The sequence below is a fragment of the Streptomyces griseus subsp. griseus genome (assembly GCF_003610995.1).
Taxonomy (GTDB): domain Bacteria; phylum Actinomycetota; class Actinomycetes; order Streptomycetales; family Streptomycetaceae; genus Streptomyces.
Map to the genome: position 1 here is coordinate 1,327,493 of NZ_CP032543.1, position 17,630 is coordinate 1,345,122.

Sequence of the window (17,630 nt, forward strand, 5' to 3'; positions counted from 1 at the left end):
CCGAGGGTACTGGGAGGGCGGACGCGGGAACCGGCTACGGTCATGGCGCGTATCTAGGGGTCAGGACCAAGAAGGAGTGAACATGGGCTTCAAGCGGCTGCTCGCGAGTCTCGGTGCCGGGGGTGCCTCGGTGGAGACCGAACTCACCGAGGTGAATGTCGTCCCCGGTGGGGTCGTTCAGGGTGAGGTGCGGATCCAGGGCGGGTCGGTGCCCCAGCAGATCGAGGGGCTCTCGGTCGGGCTGCGGGCGCTGGTCGAGGTCGAGAGCGGTGACCAGGAGACCAAGCAGAACATCGAGTTCGCCAAGGTTCGGCTGGGCGGGGCCTTCGAGGTACAGGCAGGGGCGGTGCACGTGGTGCCGTTCGGTCTGGAGATCCCCTGGGAGACACCGGTCACGATGTTCGCCGGTCAGCATCTGCGCGGCATGGACATCGGGGTCTTCACCGAGCTGGAGATCGCCCGCGCGGTGGACTCCGGTGACCTGGACCCGATCAACGTGCACCCGCTGCCGGCGCAGCAGGCGATTCTGGACGCCTTCGGGCAGCTGGGGTTCCGTTTCCGGAGTGCGGACATGGAGCGCGGTCACATCCGTGGTTCGCGTCAGCGGCTGCCCTTCTACCAGGAGATCGAGTTCGTACCGCCCGCGCAGTACCGGGGGCTGAACCAGGTCGAGCTGACGTTCGTCGCGGACGACCGTGAGATGGACGTGGTGCTGGAGATGGACAAGAAGGGCGGGCTGTTCAGCGAGAGCAGCGACTCCTACCGGGCGTTCAAGGTCGGGCTGAACGACTTCCAGCAGACCGACTGGGCGGCGTACCTCAATCAGTGGCTGGCCCAGGTCGGCGGACAGCGCAACTGGCTCTAGGGCTCTAGGGTCGGAGGGGGCCGGGTGGGGTGAACCCGCCCGGGACCTGTCGGCGGGTGGCCGGTGCGCCGCCCGCAGCAGATGAGCCGATCAGGAGAGGTACGAGACGTGACCGAGCCGAAGAGGGCCCCGCTGCCGCACGACTTCCACCCGGAGGTCCCGGCGTTCACCGTGACGAGCAAGGATGTCGCACCGGGTGCCGTGCTGGGTGATGCTCAGGTGCTTGCGTCCGGGAACACATCGCCGCATCTGCGGTGGGAGGGTTTCCCGGCGGAGACCGAGAGCTTCGCCGTGACGTGTTTCGACCCGGACGCTCCTACGGGGAGCGGGTTCTGGCACTGGGTGGTCTTCGACATCCCGGCGTCGGTGACCGAGCTGCCGGCGGGTGCGGGCAGCGGTGCGTTCGACGGGCTGCCCGCGGGGGCTGTCCAGGTCCGTAACGACTACGGGGCGAAGGAGTTCGGCGGGGCCGCGCCGCCCGCCGGGGAGAACCACCGCTATGTGTTCACGGTCTACGCGGTGGACACCGGGACGCTCGGGATCGACAGCGATTCCTCGCCCGCGGTGGTCGGTTTCAACCTGCGGTTCCACACGCTGGGGCGTGCTCAGCTGATCGGTGAGTACGAGGCCCCGGCCGCCGATTAGTTCGCCTGTTGTTTGCCCTGCTCTGGTCTTGGAGAGATCAGAGCAGGGCATTTTTTATTGCGTTGTCCATCGCGGCCTGCCCAGCCAGAGTTGATCCGGGCCTGCCAGGGGGCGGGCGGCACACGGGAGGTGGGCAGGATGCGTGACACGCTGGTTCTCAACGCGAGCTTCGAGCCGCTGTCGACAGTGACGCTCAACCGTGCGGTGGTCCTGATCCTGACGGACAAGGCCGTCGTCGAGCAGTCGCATCCCGAGCTCCGTATGCGTGGTGCCGCCGTGGACATTCCGGCGCCCCGGGTGATCAGGCTCTGCCGGTACGTACGGGTGCCGTTCCGAAGACAGGCCCCGTGGTCCAGGAGGGGTGTGCTGATACGGGACCAGCACCGGTGTGCCTACTGCGGGCGGCGGGCGTCCACCGTCGACCATGTGGTGCCGCGGGCCCAGGGCGGACAGGACACCTGGCTGAACACGGTGGCCTCCTGTGCCGAGGACAACCACCGCAAGGCGGCCCGGACGCCGGAGCAGGCGGGGATGCCGTTGCTGAAGCAGCCGTTCGTCCCCTCCCCCGCCGAGGCGATGCTGCTGGCGATGGGGGCCGGTGACCGGGCGGAGCTGCCGGAGTGGCTGGACCGGGCCGCTGCGGCCGCGTAGAGGCTTGGCGTAATCGGCGTACGTCCGATGATGTGTGCGTGGGCCCGTCCCTGTGCGGAGGCGGGCCCACGTGTGTCAGCGGAGCAGCAGCTGGACGATGGCCGCGGTGCCGACGACGACGATCAGGGCGCGCATCAGGGTGGGGCTGAGGCGGCGGCCCACCTTGGCGCCTATCTGGCCGCCGATGGCCGAGCCGACGGCGATCAGGACGACCGCCGTCCAGTCGAAGTCCGCGACGAAGAGGAAGAACAGCGCGGCGATGCTGTTGACCACGGCGGCCAGGACGTTCTTGACGGCGTTGAGGCGCTGGAGCGTGTCGTCGACCAGCATGCCCATCAGGGAGAGGTAGATGATCCCCTGGGCTGCCGTGAAGTAGCCCCCGTAGACGCTGGCGAGGGTCAGGCCGGTGAAGAGGAGCGGGCCGCCGTCGGGGCGGGCGGGGATGCCGGTGCGTTCACGGCGGCGCTGCACGGCTTTGCTGATGCGTGGTTGCAGGATCACCAGGACGAGGGCCATGGCGACCAGGACCGGGACGATCGTCTCGAACGCGGTGGAGGGCAGCGCGAGCAGGAGGGTGGCGCCGGTGAGACCGCCGACGGCCGCTCCGACGCCCAACTTGAGGATGCGGCGGCGCTGACCGGCCAGCTCCTTGCGGTAGCCGATGGCTCCGCTGATGGAGCCGGGGATGAGGCCGAGTGCGTTGGAGACGGTGGCGGTCACCGGCGGGAGGCCGGTGGCGAGCAGGACGGGGAAGGTGATCAGGGTGCCTGAGCCGACGATCGTGTTGATCGTGCCCGCACCGACGCCCGCCGCGAAGACGGCGAGTATTTCCCAGATGGACAAGGCCATCTCCTTCGATGGTCAGTGATGCCTCCCCGCCATGAAGGTCGAGGGGCCTCACTGATCATGCACGAAGGTGGTGGCGCGTCAGTAGACCGGGGGTTCTTCGCGGCGTTCGACTGCTGCGCCACGGGGGTTGACCACGCCGGCCCCTCCTCCGTTGCCGCCGTCGCCGCCGTTGCCTCCCTCGCCGCCGGTGTTGAATCCGGGGGCGCCGCCGCCGAGGTTGCCGAAGGCTCCGCTGAGGCCCTTGAGGGCGTCTCCGATCTCGCTGGGCACGATCCAGAGCTTGTTGGCGTCGCCCTCGGCGATCTTCGGGAGCATCTGAAGGTACTGGTACGAGAGCAGCTTCTGGTCCGGGTCCCCCGCGTGGATGGCCTCGAAGACCGTGCGGACGGCCTGGGCCTCACCCTCGGCCCTGAGTGCCGCTGCCTTCGACTCGCCCTCGGCACGCAGGATCGCGGACTGCTTCTCACCTTCGGCGGTGAGGATCTGGGACTGCCGGATGCCTTCGGCGGTGAGGATGGCGGCGCGCTTGTCACGGTCGGCGCGCATCTGCTTCTCCATCGAGTCCTGGATGGAGGTGGGCGGTTCGATGGCCTTGAGCTCCACGCGGTTGACGCGGATGCCCCACTTGCCGGTCGCCTCGTCGAGGACGCCGCGCAGGGCCGCGTTGATCTCCTCACGGGAGGTGAGGGTGCGCTCCAGGTCCATGCCGCCGATGATGTTGCGGAGGGTGGTGACGGTGAGCTGTTCGATCGCCTGGATGTAGCTGGCGACTTCGTAGGTCGCGGCGCGGGCGTCGGTCACCTGGTAGTAGATGACGGTGTCGATGTTGACGACCAGGTTGTCCTGGGTGATCACCGGCTGCGGGGGGAAGGGCACGACCTGTTCGCGGAGGTCGATCCGGTTGCGGATCGAGTCGATGAACGGGACGACGATGTTCAGACCCGCGTTCAGGGTGCGCGTGTAGCGGCCGAAGCGCTCCACGATGGCGGCGCTGGCCTGCGGGATGACCTGGATCGTCTTGATCAGGGCGATGAAGACGAGCACCACCAGAATGATCAGGACGATGATGATCGGTTGCATCGTGTCTCTCGTGCCCTTCGGTTGCCGACGGATCTCATGATGATCGACATGATCGACTTGGAGTCTCGCAGAACTCGGCCCGGCTCGTGCGCGGTTCGCTCACATGACGACGGCCGTCGCTCCGTCGATGTCCACGACATCGACCTGACGGCCCGGTTCGTAGACCTGTTCCTCGTCCAGCGAGCGCGCCGACCAGACCTCGCCTGCGAGCTTGATACGGCCGCCGGCGGCGCTGACCCGTTCCAGCACGACCGCCTGACGGCCCTTCAGAGCGTCGATACCGCTGGCGTGCCCCGTCTGCCCGGCCCGGTGTCTGGCGGCGATCGGGCGGACGACGACGATCAGCGCCACGGAGACCCCGACGAAGACCAGCACCTGGGCCACGATGCCGCCGCCGAGGGCGGCGACGACCGAAGCGGCCAGGGCCCCGACGGCGAACATCCCCAACTCGGGCATCGCGGTCAGGACGAGGGGGATGCCCAGCCCCGCCGCGACGATCAGCCACCACACCCACGCGTCGATGTCCACATGGTCATCGTAGGACCGTCGGTGCGTCACCGACAGGGCGCAGGGGTGGTCAACTCTCGCCAACTGCGGTACGCGCCCCCGCGATTACCCCGGCGGCCGCCCCAGGGCTTCAGGAGAGCGGCAGGCCGTGGGCGGTGTAACGGTCCCCCGTGTGCTCGACGACAAGCGGCAGGCCGAAGCAGAGCGAGAGGTTACGGGAGCTGAGCTCGGTCTCCATGGGTCCGGCCGCCAGGATCTTGCCCTGCCGGATCATCAGGACGTGGGTGAAGCCGGGGGCGATCTCCTCGACATGGTGGGTGACCATGATCATGGAGGGGGCGTACGGGTCGCGGGCGAGGCGGCCGAGGCGGCGGACCAGGTCCTCACGGCCGCCGAGGTCGAGTCCGGCGGCGGGCTCGTCGAGGAGCAGCAGCTCGGGGTCGGTCATCATCGCGCGGGCGATCAGCGTGCGCTTGCGCTCTCCTTCGGAGAGCGTGCCGAACTTGCGGTCCAGGTACTCGGTCATGCCGAGGCGGTCCAGGAAGGCGCGGGCGCGCTCCTCGTCGACGGCCTCGTAGTTCTCGTGCCAGGTGGCGGTCATGCCGTAGGCGGCGGTCAGCACCGTCTGCAGGACGGTCTGCTTCTTGGGCAGCTTGTCGGCCATCGCCACGCCCGCCATGCCGATCCGGGGGCGGAGCTCGAAGACGTCGGTGCCGACGCCGCCCAGCTGCTCACCGAGGATGGTGGCCGTTCCCCTGCTCGGGAAGAGGTAGCTGGACGCGAGGTTGAGGAGCGTCGTCTTGCCGGCGCCGTTGGGGCCCAGGATGACCCAGCGCTCCCCCTCCTTGACCGACCAGGAGACGTCGTCCACCAGAGCGCGTCCGTCGCGGACCACGGATACGTCCACCAGCTCCAGTACATCGCTCATGAGCGCGTTGTCTCCCCATGCAGTCTCGTCGAGATCGTCGCGTGCCGGCGGGCACAGTCCCAGGAGAAAACCTACGCCACCGCGCGAGCGGTCCGGCCGTGAGGTCCGGTCCCGTTCCGTCCCCGATGGGATCCCGGGCCGTTCTCTAGGCTGTCTCCATGCTTGTGGAACCACGTTCAGGGTTGTTGGCCGCCTGGGGTAACGCGCTTGTGGCGGGACTCGTCTCGCCGGACGACGCGGCGTCGGCGATTGTCGGGGAGGACGCGGTACACCGCGTCGAGGGGGTGCCGGGTGAGGCGGGGCCGGTGGGGCTCACGCTGGCGCTCGGGCGGCTGCGGGCGCTGGGGGCGACGGGTTTCCGGGTCGCACTGCCGGTGCCGGGGCATCCGCTGGGGCTGTCCGGTCCGCCCGACTTCAACGCGCGGGCGCTGGAGGCGGAGGAGGCGGTGGTCGTCTCGGGGGTGGCGTACGGGCTGGTGCCCGAGGTGAGCGAGGTGGGGCCGGAGGGGGATCTGCACGTCGAGGTGGTGTGGCGGGTGCTGCCGGTACGGGAGGCGCCGCCTGCGGACGTGCCGTCGCTGGGCGAGGCGGAGCGGGAGCTGGCGGAGGCGTTGCGCGAGGCGACGGCGGCGCTGGCCCGGCTGGATGTGGCCGGTTCCGGTCCGGTGGCGGAGGCGGCGGTGGACGCGTACCGGGCGCGGGCGGAGGGAGGCCGGGGGCGCGATGTGCTGGCGCCCGGGTATCCACCGCGGGCGGTGCGGGTGCTGGAGTTGGCGCAGCGGGTGGGGCTGCTGGTCTCGGTCGCGTACGAGAGCGGGCACGGGGGTGCGGTGAGCGCGTCGGAGATCGCGGCTCGGGGGGCGGCGTTGCGGCCGGTGGAGCGGGTGGCTCGGCGGGCGCTTGTCGCTGCCTACAACGCGTATGTGGAGGGCGGGGAGGTTCGGCGCTAGGGCCGGCCTCTGTCCTCAGGTGCCGGACGGGCTGGGTGGTTGCCCCTGGGCGGGGGGCCTGTTCCGGTGCGGGGTGCCCCCACGCGGGGGTTCCGTCCTCAAGCGCCGGACAGGCTGGGAGGGAGCCGGATGGGCTGGATGCGCCGTGCGAGGGGGCTTCGTTGCCTCGGGGGCCCTTCGTCGGGGTTCCGTCCTCAAGCGCCGGACGGGCTCAAAGGGGTGCCCCACGGGCCGGGAGGGGCGTCGGACGAGCTGAAAGGGGGGCCGACCGGACTGAAAGGGCCGAGCGGGCTAAGCGGGCTGAAAGAGGGGACAGCCGGGCTGGTGCGTGGGGAAGCCGGGCGTCCTCGGGGAATCCGGGGGCGCCCGGCTCTTGTGCCTGGGTGTCAGTGGTTCAGGCCGAGGTTGCCGAAGGCCGGGTTGAGGAGGCCGATCACGTTGACCGTGTTGCCTACCGCGTTCACCGGGATGTGGACCGGGACCTGGGCCAGGTTGCCGCTGGCGACGCCCGGGGAGCCGACGGCCACGCCGTGGGCGTCGGCACCGCTGTGGCCGGTCGCGGAGGCCGCGCCGGCGCCGGCGGCGATGAGCCCACCGGCGATCATGGTGACGGCGGCGGCCTTCTTCAGGTTCTTCACTTCAGGATCCTCCTAGAGAGGCTGCGGCAAGCCGCCGCAGCATGCCCTGGAGAACACCGTGAGGCCGAGAAGGATGCGCCGTTCGGGTGACATCCACCCGACAGTATGAATCTCAGCCCGGGTCAGCCCGCGGCTCCGTTGCGTACCGCCCACAGCGCCGCCTGCGTGCGGTCCGCCAGATCGAGTTTCATCAGGATGTTCGACACATGGGTCTTGACCGTCTTCTCGGAGAGGACGAGGGCGCGGGCGATCTCCCGGTTGGAGCGGCCGTCCGCGATCAGGCCGAGCACTTCGCGCTCGCGTTCGGTGAGGGTGCTCCCCCGGCCCGTACCACCCCCCGCGTCGTCCTGGGCGAGGAGTGCGCCGGCGACCTCCGGCTGGAGCAGGACGTGTCCGGCGTGGACCGAGCGGATGGCGCCGGCCAGGGCGTCCGGATCGACGTCCTTGTAGACGTAACCGGAGGCTCCGGCGCGCAGGGCCGGGACCACCGTGCGCTGTTCGGTGAAGCTGGTGACGATGAGGATCTTGGCCGGGTTGTCGAGCTGGCGGAGCCTGCGCAGCGCCTCGATGCCGTCGGTGCCGGGCATCTTGATGTCCATGAGCACGACGTCGGGCCGGAGCTCCTCGGTACGGGCCACACCCTCCGACCCCTCGGACGCCTCACCGACCACTTCTATGTCGTCCTGGATCTCCAGGAAGGTGCGCAGTCCGCGGCGGACCACCTGGTGGTCGTCGACCAGCAGCACCCTGATGATCTTGTCAGCCACCGGGGACCTCCATCTCGATCGTGGCGCCCTTTCCGGGCTCCGAAACAACGGTGAGGCGGCCGCCGACGCTCTTGGCCCGGTGGCGCATGGAGACGAGGCCCAGGTGACGGCCGGCCCGGCGGACGGCGGTGGGGTCGAACCCGATGCCGTCGTCGGTGATGAGCAGGACGGTCGCGGCCGAGCGCCGGGTCAGGGTGACGTCGACGTGTTCCGCGCCTGAGTGGCGCAGGGCGTTGTGCAGGGCCTCCTGGGCGACCCGGAGCAGCGCCTCCTCCTGGGCGGCGGGCAGCGCGCGTACGCCGCTGCTCCCGAAGGTGACCTCAGCCGTGTGGGCCCGGTCCAGGACCTGGATCTGGGTGCGGAGGGTGGCGATCAGTCCGTCCTCGTCGAGGGCGGCGGGGCGCAGCTCCACGACGGCGGCCCGTAGCTCCTCGACCGCTTCGGCGGCGAGGACGGCGACCTGCTGGAGCTCCCCCTTGGCACGGGCCGGGTCGCGGTCGACGAGGGCGGCGGCGGCCTGGGCGGTGAGCCGCAGCGAGAACAGCTTCTGACTGACCGCGTCGTGCAGCTCGTGGGCGAGGCGGGAGCGCTCCTCGGCGATGGTCAGCTCGCGGCTGCGTTCGTAGAGGCGGGCGTTGGTGAGAGCGATCGCGGCGTGCTGGGCCAGGATCGAGAGCAGTTCCTCGTCCTCGGCGGTGAAGCCGCAGCCGCCGTCGGGCTTGGGGCACATCTTGTTGGCGAGGAAGAGCGCGCCGATGATCTCGTCGCCGTCCGTGATGGGCAGGCCGAGGAAGTCGGACATGTCGGGGTGCGCCTCGGGCCAGCCCTCGAAGCGGGGGTCCTTGCGGACATCCGCGAGCCGCTCGGTCTTCGCCTGGTGCAGCATCGCGGCGAGGATGCCGTGCTGCCGGGGCAGCGGGCCGATGGCCTTCCACTGCTCCTCGCTCACCCCGTCGACCACGAACTGGGCGAAGCCGCCGTGGTCGTCCGGGACGCCGAGCGCCGCGTACTGGGCGTCCAGCAGCTCACGGGCGGAGGCGACGATCGTCTTGAGGACGTCCCCCACTTCGAGGTGCCGGCTCATGGCGAGCAGCGCGGCACTCACCGCGGCGAGGGCCGACGGCGGGCGATGACTCATGGGATCACCGTACCGGCGGGGGTGCGGCGGCCGTATCGGGCCGAGGACGGCTGCCGGAGGGCGCGAGGCCTAGGCCGGTCGCGGGCCGTACCGGGTCCCAGGTCCTAGGTCCTCCCCGGTCCTAGGCCGAAGTGCCGGGTGCTGGTGCGGCTCCTGGGCGAGGCGCGGGGTGATCAGGGCTTCCTACGTTGGGGGCGCCGGGGACGACCCCGGTGGAAGCCGATGTGGAGCGGGGAGGCGGTCACGATGCCGGTCGCGTTGATCACGGGTGGCTCGAAGGGGCTGGGGCGCGCGCTGGCCGAGGCGCTGGCCCGGCAGGGGTGGGATCTGGTGCTGGACGCCAGGACCTCCGGGGTGCTGGAGGCGGCGGCGCGGGAGGTGCGGGAGCGGTACGGGACGCGGGTGGCGGCCGTGCCCGGGGATGTCACGGACGCCGCGCACCGGGCGGAGCTGGTCGCGGCCGCCGGGGAGCTGGGCGGACTCGATCTGCTGGTGGGCAACGCGAGTGTGCTGGGCGCCGAGCCGCTGGTCCGGCTGGAGGCGCAGCCGCTGGAGGGGTTGCGGCAGGCGCTGGAGACCAATGTGGTGGCCGCGCTCGGCCTCGTGCAGGAGGCACTGCCGCTGCTCAGGGAGTCGGCCGCGGGGGCGGTGGTGCTGGTCAGTTCGGACGCGGCGGCGGAGCCGTACGAGACGTGGGGCGGTTACGGGGCGTCGAAGGCGGCGCTGGACCAGCTGGCCGCGGTGCTGGGTGTGGAGGAGCCCGGGCTGCGGGTGTGGGCGGTCGATCCGGGGGACATGGCGACGGATCTGTACGCCGCCGCCGTGCCGGACGACGAGGAGCCCCGGCCCTCGCCCGGGAGTGTGGTGCCCGCGTTCCTGCGGCTGGTGCGGGAGCGGCCGGCCAGTGGGCGGTTCGCGGCTCCGGCGCTGCTGGTGGAGCCGGTGGCGGCGGACGGGGGTGCGCGGTGACGGCGGTGGGGGCGGCCGGGCGGGACGGGGGCGGTGGCGCTCCGTCCGGGCCCGGGGCCTCGCCCCTGGAGGCCTTGCGGGTGCCCGCGGAGCTGTCGGCCCGGGTGCCGGCCGAGCAGCGGGGGGCGGGGCGTGATGACGTACGGCTGCTGGTGAGCAGGGGGACGGCCGTGTCGCACCATGCGTTCCGGGAGCTGCCGGAGCAGTTGCGGGCCGGGGACGTGCTGGTGGTGAACACATCGGCGACGTTGCCGGCCGCGGTGAACGGGCGGGTGGGCGGCGACCGGGTCGTCGTGCACTTCTCGACGCGGGGCGAGGACGGGCGGTGGGCGGTGGAGCTGCGGGCGCCCGGCTCCTCGGGGGCCACCGCGCCGCGCCCGGGCGGGCCCGCCGGTGCGGTGGTGCGGCTGCCGGGCGGGCGGGAGCTCGTGCTGGAGGAGCCGCTGGGGCCCGCGGTGGGGGCGCGGCTGTGGTGGGCACGGGTCCCGGACCGGGTGCCGGAGCTGTTGCGGCGGTACGGGAGGCCGATCCGGTACGCGTACACGGAGCGGGACCAGCCCCTGTCCGCTTACCGGACGGTGTTCGCGGTCCAGACGCCCGACGGGAGCGGTTCGGCGGAGATGCCGAGCGCGGCCCGGCCCTTCACCGGCGTCCTGGTGGCGGAGCTGGTGAGCCACGGGGTGCAGTTCGCCCCGCTCTCCCTGCATACGGGGGTGGCGTCGGCCGAGGCGCACGAGCCGCCGTACCCGGAGCGTTTCTCGGTGCCGTCCACCTCGGCGTGGCTGGTGAACGCGGCGCGGGCGGCGGGCGGGCGGGTGGTCGCGGGCGGGACGACGGCGGTGCGGGCGCTGGAGTCTGCGGCGGACCGCGACGGGGTGGTGCGGGCGGCGGCGGGCTGGACGGATCTGGTGGTGACGCCGCGCCGGGGTGTGCGGGTGGTCGACGGGCTGCTGACCGGGCTGCACGAACCGGAGGCCTCGCACCTGCTGATGCTGGAGGCGGTGGCCGGGCCTGAGGCGCTGCGCCGTGGGTACGAGGCGGCGCTGGAGCGGCGCTACCTCTGGCACGAGTTCGGGGACGTCCACCTCATCCTGCCGGATGAGGAACGTGACACTCCGGATTGCTCCAGCAACGAACGGTGAGCCTGCCGCGCCACCGATGTGAGCCCGGGCATAGGGCGTGCGTCACTTACGAACATCCGTAGTGGACCCAAAAGGGCGATTTGGGTGGGCATGAGCGGGGGTTATTTCGGACGAACGGGACCCTGTTCCACTACCCGGCTTCGTACGTCACACCTTTGCCACCAGATTTTGCTGCCGCTAAGAATTGCTCTCGTCCCCGACGGAGGTGCCATCGCCGCCTCCGGTCTCGTCCTCCGTGAGGACACCTGAGCATTCGAAGAGGTAGCCCTACATGTCTGCGACTCGCATCCCCGATCGTCTCCGTCGTCTGAACAAGGTCCAGAAGATCTCCGTGGCCGGTGTGTCGGCCCTGGCCGTCGCCTCCCTGACCTTCTCTCTCGTCCCGTCGAACGCCGAGGCCGAGGTTTCCCCGCAGGCAGCCGCCGCTGCCGCCCCCGTCGCCTTCACCGGTGGCTCCGCGCAGGCCAAGACCGTGCAGGACAGCCTTATCGCGCAGCACTCCACCGCCGAGCAGCTCGTGAAGGCCGCCGACGCCGCCAAGGCGAAGGCCGCCGCCGAGACCAAGGCGAAGGCCGCGAAGGCCAAGGCCGCCGCCGACGCGAAGGCCAAGGCCGAGAAGGCCGCCAAGGCCAAGGCCGACGCGAAGAAGCGCGGCGCCGAGGCCGCCAACCGCTCCACCGCGCGCAAGCCCGTCTACGCCAACAACCTGGACGGCTGGATCCGCGAGGCGATGTCGATCATGAAGAAGGAAGGCATCCCCGGCTCCTACAACGGGATCCACCGCAACATCATCCGGGAGTCCAGCGGTAACCGCTGGGCGATCAACAACTGGGACATCAACGCCCGCAACGGCATCCCCTCCAAGGGGCTGCTCCAGGTGATCCAGCCGACCTTCGACCGGTACCACGTCAAGGGCACCAAGAAGGACCTGTACGACCCGGTCGCCAACATCGTCGCCGCCTGCAACTACGCGGCCGACCGCTACGGCTCCATGGACAACGTCAACAGCGCGTACTGAGCCCGGCTCCGCCGCTGAGCCGTACCCATGCCGGAGGCCGGCACCCCACGGGGTGCCGGCCTCGGCGTCGTTCCGTACGCGGGTTCCGTACGTGCCCTACTTCCGCATGACCTCGGGCTCGTGGCGGCGCAGCAGCCGGGCGACCGCGAAGGCGCAGAGCAGGCCGAGCACCAGCAGCACGAAGATGTTGATCCCCCACTGGGTCGCCGAGGCCTCCCAGAGCGGGTCCAGGTCGGTCGGGTTCGCCGGGTCCCACGGCGGCATCAGGTTGGCCAGGTCCAGCGTGGTGCCTGCGGCGGCCACACCCCAGCGGGACGGCATCAGCCAGGTCAGCTGCTCCAGGCCGGGCGTCCCGTACACCTGGAAGAGGACCCCGGTGAACACGAGCTGGACGATCGCGAACATGACCAGCAGCGGCATGGTCATCTCGGAGGTCTTGACCAGCGCGGAGATCATCAGGCCGAACATCATCGAGGTGAACCCGAGGGCCACGATGGAGATGCAGATCTCGACGGCCGGAGGCATGAACAGCCCCTCGGCCGGCAGCTCACGGGCGGCGAAGCAGATACCGCAGAGGATGACGCTCTGGAAGGCGGTGATCACGCCGAGCACGATCACCTTGGACACCAGATAGGCCGAGCGGGAGAGGCCGGTGGCCCGTTCCCGTTCGTAGATGACGCGTTCCTTGATCAGTTCTCGCACGGAGCTGGCGGAACCGGCCAGGCAGATGCCGACCGCGAGGATCAGCAGGATCATTCCGGCCTTGCCGTTGAACTGGGTCGGCGGCGTGGGCGGAGCCAGTCCGAAGTCGGCCGGGATGACCGCGGCCAGCACACCGATCACCGCGGGCAGCGCCACCATCAGGCCGAGGAAGGCCTTGTCGGAGGCGATGACGGAGGTGTATCTGCGGACCAGGGTCCACAGCTGTGTCCCCCAGCTCTGCGGCTTGGGGGGCCGCATCTGCTGGGGCGGCGGCATGTGGACGGACTGGGCGGCGACGGCGTCGATGTCGGCGGCGTACATCTGGTAGTGCTGCGAACCGCGCCAGCGGCCCGCCCAGTCGTAGTCGCGGTAGTTCTCGAAGGCGGAGAAGACGTCGGCCCAGGAGCTGTAGCCGAAGAAGTTCAGCGCCTCCTCCGGCGGCCCGAAGTACGCGACGGCGCCGCCGGGCGCCATCACGAGCAGCTTGTCGCAGATGGCCAGCTCGGCCACGGAGTGCGTGACGACCAGGACGGTACGGCCGTCGTCGGCGAGGCCGCGCAGCAGCTGCATGACATCGCGGTCCATGCCCGGGTCGAGACCGGAGGTCGGCTCGTCCAGGAAGATCAGCGACGGCTTGGTCAGCAGCTCCAGGGCGACCGAGACGCGCTTGCGCTGGCCGCCGGAGAGCGAGGTGATCTTCTTGTCCTTGTGGATGTCGAGCTTGAGCTCGGCGAGGACCTCGGTGATCCGGGCCTGGCGCTCGGCCTCGGTGGTGTCCGCGGGGAAGCGGAGCCTGGCCGCGTACTTGAGGGCCTTGGTGACGGTCAGCTCCTTGTGCAGGATGTCGTCCTGCGGGACCAGACCTATGCGCTGGCGCAGCTCGGCGAACTGCTTGTACAGGTTCCGGTTGTCGTAGAGGACGTCGCCCTCGTCGGCGGGCCGGTAGCCGGTGAGGGCCTTGAGCAGGGTGGACTTGCCCGAGCCGGAGGGGCCGATGACCGCGATCAGCGACTTCTCCGGGACACCGAAGGAGACGTCCTTGAGGATCTGCTTCCCGCCGTCGACCGTCACCGTGAGGTGGCGGGCGGAGAAGGAGACCTGGCCGGTGTCGACGAACTCTTCCAGCCGGTCGCCGACCAGGCGGAACGTGGAGTGGCCGACGCCGACGATGTCGTTCGGGCCGATGAGCGCCGAGCCGGACTTCTGGAGCGGCAGACCGTTGACGTACGTGCCGTTGTGCGAGCCGAGGTCACGGATCTCGAACCGGCCGTCGGGCGTCGCGTGGAACTCGGCGTGGTTGCGGGAGACCTGGAGGTCGGAGACGACCAGCTCGTTCTCCAGGGCACGGCCGATGCGCATGACCCGGCCGAGCGCCAGCTGGTGGAACGTGGTCGGGCTGCGGTCGCCGTAGACGGGCGGCGCCCCCGCTCCACCGCCGTGGGCGGATCCGCCACCGTGGGCCGGGGCGGCCGGCCGGACCGGGCCCTGCTGGTGCGGAACCTGCTGGTACGGGGCCTGTTGCGGGGCCTCCGGTGCCTGCTGTTGCCACGCCTGCTGGGGCGGGGCCTGGTGCTGGGCGGGTGCCTGCTGTCCGGGCCAGGCCGCGCCCGGCTGCGCGTGCTGCTGCTGCGCGGGGGCCTGGTGGGCGGCGGCCGGCTGGCCGCCGTGGGCACCGGCACCAGCGGTGAGGTTCAGCCGCGGGCCGTCGGTGGCGTTGCCCAGGCGGACGGCGGAGCCGGGCCCGATCTCCGTCCGCTGGACCCGCTGCCCCTGCACATACGTGCCGTTGGTGGAGCCGTGGTCCTCGATGAACCAACTCCGGCCGCCCCAGCTGATCGTGGCGTGCCGCCACGAGACCCTGGCGTCGTCGATCGTCAGGTCCCCCTGTGGGTCACGCCCCAGGGTGTACGGCCTGGACGGATCGAGCGTCCAGGTGCTGCCATTCAATTCCAGTACGAGTTCCGGCACTCCGCGCCCCACTAGTTGTCCCCCGTGTTACCCCCGTCGCAGGGAGTCTAGGGATGCTGAACATCGTGGGGAACTATTCCAGGAGCAGTCCCTTATCCGAAAGTCGGGCCGGTGAAGAGGGGCCCCGAAGCGGAGAAGCGGTGCCATCACTACACAAAGGGGACAGCCGGCGGAAACCCTTCGCGTCCTCCGTCCGGCACTCGGGACGGACAGCCGGGCGCGGCCCTGGGACCGATACGGTGGGAACACCATGAGCGCATCTCAGCCACCTCAGCCTCCCCCCTCCCCCGAGCTCCCCAGCTCCCCTCGGACCGGCGGCGAGCCCGCCCGGGACAGCGAGGAGTCCCCTTCCCTCGTGGACAACGCACCCACCCTTCTCGTCAAGATCTTCGGCAAGGACCGTCCCGGCATCACCGCAGGGCTGTTCGACACCCTCGCCGCGTACTCCGTCGACGTCGTGGACATCGAGCAGGTCGTCACCCGGGGCCGCATCGTGCTCTGCGCCCTGGTCACCTCCCCCACCGCGGGCGGGACCACCGAGGGCGATCTGCGGGCGACCGTGCACAGCTGGGCCGAATCCCTGAAGCTGCAGGCCGAGATCATCTCGGGCACGGGTGACAACCGGCCGCGTGGTTACGGCCGTTCCCATGTGACCGTGCTGGGACACCCGCTCACCGCGGAGTCGACCGCCGCCATAGCGGCCACGATCACCTCGACCGGCGGGAACATCGACCGCATCTTCCGGCTGGCGAAGTACCCGGTCACCGCCGTCGAGTTCGCGGTGTCGGGGACGGAGACCGCGGAGCTGCGGACCGCGCTGGCGACCGAGGCCGCCGAGATCGGCGTGGACGTCGCGGTGGTCTCGGCCGGGCTGAGCCGGCGGGCACAGCGGCTGGTCGTCATGGATGTGGACTCCACGCTCATCCAGGACGAGGTGATCGAACTCTTCGCGGCCCACGCGGGCTGTGAGGACAAGGTCGCCGAGGTCACCGAGCAGGCGATGCGCGGCGAGCTGGACTTCGAGCAGTCGCTGCACGCCCGGGTCGCGCTGCTGGCGGGGCTGGACGCCTCGGTGGTGGACAAGGTGCGCGCCGAGGTGCGGCTCACGCCGGGGGCCCGCACCCTGATCCGTACGCTGAAGCGCCTCGGCTACCAGGTGGGCGTCGTCTCGGGTGGTTTCACCCAGGTCACGGACGATCTGAAGGAACGGCTCGGCCTCGATTTCGCCTCCGCCAACACCCTGGAGGTGGTGGACGGCAGGTTCACCGGGCGGGTCATCGGCGATGTGGTGGACCGGGCGGGCAAGGCCCGGCTGCTGCGGAGCTTCGCCGAGCAGGCGGGGGTGCCGCTGGCGCAGACGGTGGCCATCGGCGACGGGGCCAACGACCTGGACATGCTGAACACGGCGGGGCTCGGGGTGGCTTTCAACGCCAAGCCCGTGGTCCGCGAGGCGGCGCACACGGCGGTGAACGTGCCGTTCCTGGACACCGTGCTCTATCTGCTCGGCATCACCCGCGAGGAGGTCGAGGCGGCGGACGGTCTCGTCGACTGATGCCGGCGGCCGCGCGGCGCGCGGCCGCCGGTCTGGACGGCGTACGGAAGAGGGCCCCGGCACACCACCCGTGCCGGGGCCCCGCGCGTTCACATGGTCAGCCGTACGTCGGCAGGGGCGCCGCTCAGTCGTTCGGCGTCCAGTACTCGGTGAGGCGGCCCGCCCCGTGCTCCACGCTCTTCCAGGAGCCGGGGAACTCCACCACGGCGTAGGACGCCGTCGGGAAGCCGTCCCGGGTCATCCGGGCCAGGGTGTCGCCCTCCGCCGAGCCGGAGAGGGCGTCGGCGGCCCCGTGCATGCCGGGGTTGTGGCCGATGACCAGAAGGTTGCGGACCTCGTCCGGGGTCTCGTTGAGGAGGGCGATCAGCTCGCCGAGAGAGGCCTCGTACAGCCTCTCCTCGTAGACGGTCCTGGGGCGCTGGGCGAATTCGTGGACCGCCAGCTTCCAGGTCTCCCGGGTCCGCACGGCGCTGGAGCACAGCGCCAGATCGAAGTCGATGTCGGAGTCGGCGAGCCTGCGGCCGGCCACGGGCGCGTCCTTACGACCGCGCTCGGCCAGGGGGCGCTCATGATCGGAGGACTGCGACCATTCCGCCTTGGCATGCCTGAGAAGGACGATCCTGCGAGGTGTCTCGACGCTCATACACCTCAGCTTCGCATGAAACGCGGCCTCTGGCGCAGGGTGTTGACGGGCTCATCCGGAAGGTTGACGTGCTGGTCCGGGGTGTGTTCGCCACGAGGAGTGGATCAGGGGGCGAGCAGGTGGAGCGTGCGCTCGATCAGCTGTCCGAGTGCGGGTTCGGCGGTGGCGGCCTGCGCCTCTCCCGGGCTCATGATCATGATCAGCAGGGCGGCGAACGCCAGGGCCGGAAGCGCCACGGCCCACCAGGGCAGCCGTATCTCCACCCGGTCGGCGGCCGGTGGACGGACCGCAGGCCGGCGGGAGGCGGCCGGTCGGTAGGGCCTGGGGTGTGCAGGGACCGGCATGTCCGCCTCCGTGGGTGTTCGGTTCGTCACCGAAGAACCTACGGAACGGGCCTTGCCGGTCCCATCCGGTGATCCACCCACTTCACCCTGACCCTGGCCCCCTAAGGGACAGGGGGGCCAGCACCACCATGGGCGGGGCCGCCGGGCGTCAGGGGGAGGCGATCGTGGCGATCACACCGATGACCACCGTGACGAGAAGCATCGCCCCGAAGACGAGGAGGAGCTTCTTCTGACCGTTCTTGGGCTGCGGATCGAGCACTGGCATGGAGCCAGT

Annotated in this window: 19 protein-coding genes; 8 read left to right on the forward strand and 11 right to left on the reverse strand. The window is 70.6% G+C overall.

What is annotated here, in order from left to right; genetic code table 11:
• Positions 1-82 precede the first annotated feature (82 nt).
• The 3 genes from D6270_RS06130 (at position 83) to D6270_RS06140 (ending at position 2,161) form a co-directional block, all read left to right on the forward strand.
• Positions 83-865: a sporulation protein gene (locus tag D6270_RS06130; protein ID WP_109166368.1), complete on the forward strand. Its 783-nt coding sequence runs from the start codon at positions 83-85 to the stop codon at positions 863-865.
• A gap of 108 nt (positions 866-973) precedes the next feature.
• Positions 974-1,510, forward strand: a complete 537-nt coding sequence (locus tag D6270_RS06135) for a YbhB/YbcL family Raf kinase inhibitor-like protein (RefSeq protein ID WP_109166367.1) — start codon at positions 974-976, stop codon at positions 1,508-1,510.
• A 138-nt stretch (positions 1,511-1,648) separates the two neighbouring features.
• A complete protein-coding gene (locus D6270_RS06140) occupies positions 1,649-2,161 on the forward strand; it encodes an HNH endonuclease (RefSeq protein WP_030586321.1) in 513 nt (170 codons plus the stop codon).
• Between the two features lie 75 nt (positions 2,162-2,236).
• Here the strand turns inward: D6270_RS06140 and D6270_RS06145 are convergent, their stop codons facing one another.
• The 4 genes from D6270_RS06145 to D6270_RS06160 form a co-directional block, all read right to left on the reverse strand.
• Complete coding sequence (locus tag D6270_RS06145; protein WP_109166366.1) at positions 2,237-3,010, reverse strand: sulfite exporter TauE/SafE family protein; 774 nt, start codon at positions 3,008-3,010, stop codon at positions 2,237-2,239.
• A 78-nt stretch (positions 3,011-3,088) separates the two neighbouring features.
• The gene (locus D6270_RS06150) at positions 3,089-4,090 is read right to left on the reverse strand and encodes an SPFH domain-containing protein (RefSeq protein WP_109166365.1); all 1,002 of its coding nucleotides are present in this window, start codon (positions 4,088-4,090) and stop codon (positions 3,089-3,091) included.
• Positions 4,091-4,189: 99 nt separating this feature from the next.
• The gene (locus D6270_RS06155) at positions 4,190-4,618 is read right to left on the reverse strand and encodes an NfeD family protein (RefSeq protein WP_109166364.1); all 429 of its coding nucleotides are present in this window, start codon (positions 4,616-4,618) and stop codon (positions 4,190-4,192) included.
• 109 nt (positions 4,619-4,727) lie between these two features.
• Positions 4,728-5,525, reverse strand: a complete 798-nt coding sequence (locus tag D6270_RS06160; protein ID WP_109166363.1) for an ABC transporter ATP-binding protein — start codon at positions 5,523-5,525, stop codon at positions 4,728-4,730.
• Between the two features lie 158 nt (positions 5,526-5,683).
• Here D6270_RS06160 and D6270_RS06165 point away from each other — a divergent pair, with 158 nt between their 5' ends.
• Complete coding sequence (locus D6270_RS06165; protein ID WP_109166362.1) at positions 5,684-6,475, forward strand: Rv1486c family protein; 792 nt, start codon at positions 5,684-5,686, stop codon at positions 6,473-6,475.
• A 386-nt stretch (positions 6,476-6,861) separates the two neighbouring features.
• On the opposite strand, the gene D6270_RS06170 is transcribed toward D6270_RS06165, so the two are convergent.
• The 3 genes from D6270_RS06170 to D6270_RS06180 form a co-directional block, all read right to left on the reverse strand.
• Positions 6,862-7,113 (reverse strand): chaplin, encoded by a 252-nt coding sequence (locus tag D6270_RS06170; protein ID WP_093693195.1) that lies wholly within the window; start codon positions 7,111-7,113, stop codon positions 6,862-6,864.
• A gap of 122 nt (positions 7,114-7,235) precedes the next feature.
• Positions 7,236-7,880 carry a response regulator gene (locus D6270_RS06175; protein ID WP_109166361.1) on the reverse strand — a complete coding sequence of 215 codons (645 nt, stop codon included), beginning with the start codon at positions 7,878-7,880 and terminating at the stop codon, positions 7,236-7,238.
• The gene (locus D6270_RS06180; RefSeq protein ID WP_109166360.1) at positions 7,873-9,018 is read right to left on the reverse strand and encodes a GAF domain-containing sensor histidine kinase; all 1,146 of its coding nucleotides are present in this window, start codon (positions 9,016-9,018) and stop codon (positions 7,873-7,875) included. Before D6270_RS06180 ends, D6270_RS06175 begins: the two co-directional genes overlap by 8 nt.
• Before the next feature lie 246 nt (positions 9,019-9,264).
• Between D6270_RS06180 and D6270_RS06185 the strand changes: the two genes are divergently transcribed.
• From D6270_RS06185 to D6270_RS06195, 3 genes are all read left to right on the forward strand, one after another.
• On the forward strand, positions 9,265-9,987 hold the full coding sequence (locus tag D6270_RS06185; protein ID WP_109167569.1) for an SDR family NAD(P)-dependent oxidoreductase: 723 nt from the start codon (positions 9,265-9,267) through the stop codon (positions 9,985-9,987).
• 80 nt (positions 9,988-10,067) lie between these two features.
• Entirely contained in the window at positions 10,068-11,129 is a 1,062-nt protein-coding gene (locus D6270_RS06190; protein ID WP_204117151.1) for an S-adenosylmethionine:tRNA ribosyltransferase-isomerase, read from the forward strand.
• A 271-nt stretch (positions 11,130-11,400) separates the two neighbouring features.
• Positions 11,401-12,147, forward strand: coding sequence for a transglycosylase SLT domain-containing protein (locus tag D6270_RS06195; RefSeq protein WP_109166359.1), 747 nt, complete (start codon positions 11,401-11,403; stop codon positions 12,145-12,147).
• A 96-nt stretch (positions 12,148-12,243) separates the two neighbouring features.
• Here D6270_RS06195 and D6270_RS06200 read toward each other — a convergent pair whose 3' ends face one another.
• The gene (locus D6270_RS06200) at positions 12,244-14,829 is read right to left on the reverse strand and encodes an ABC transporter ATP-binding protein/permease (protein WP_109166358.1); all 2,586 of its coding nucleotides are present in this window, start codon (positions 14,827-14,829) and stop codon (positions 12,244-12,246) included.
• 238 nt (positions 14,830-15,067) lie between these two features.
• Here D6270_RS06200 and serB point away from each other — a divergent pair, with 238 nt between their 5' ends.
• A complete protein-coding gene (serB, locus tag D6270_RS06205) occupies positions 15,068-16,369 on the forward strand; it encodes a phosphoserine phosphatase SerB (protein WP_109166357.1) in 1,302 nt (433 codons plus the stop codon).
• A 124-nt stretch (positions 16,370-16,493) separates the two neighbouring features.
• Here serB and D6270_RS06210 read toward each other — a convergent pair whose 3' ends face one another.
• The 3 genes from D6270_RS06210 to D6270_RS33620 form a co-directional block, all read right to left on the reverse strand.
• A complete protein-coding gene (locus tag D6270_RS06210) occupies positions 16,494-17,012 on the reverse strand; it encodes a SixA phosphatase family protein (RefSeq protein WP_109166356.1) in 519 nt (172 codons plus the stop codon).
• A gap of 104 nt (positions 17,013-17,116) precedes the next feature.
• Positions 17,117-17,356 (reverse strand): hypothetical protein, encoded by a 240-nt coding sequence (locus tag D6270_RS06215; protein ID WP_109166355.1) that lies wholly within the window; start codon positions 17,354-17,356, stop codon positions 17,117-17,119.
• Between the two features lie 148 nt (positions 17,357-17,504).
• Complete coding sequence (locus D6270_RS33620; RefSeq protein ID WP_093693186.1) at positions 17,505-17,621, reverse strand: SGM_5486 family transporter-associated protein; 117 nt, start codon at positions 17,619-17,621, stop codon at positions 17,505-17,507.
• Positions 17,622-17,630: the final 9 nt, after the last annotated feature.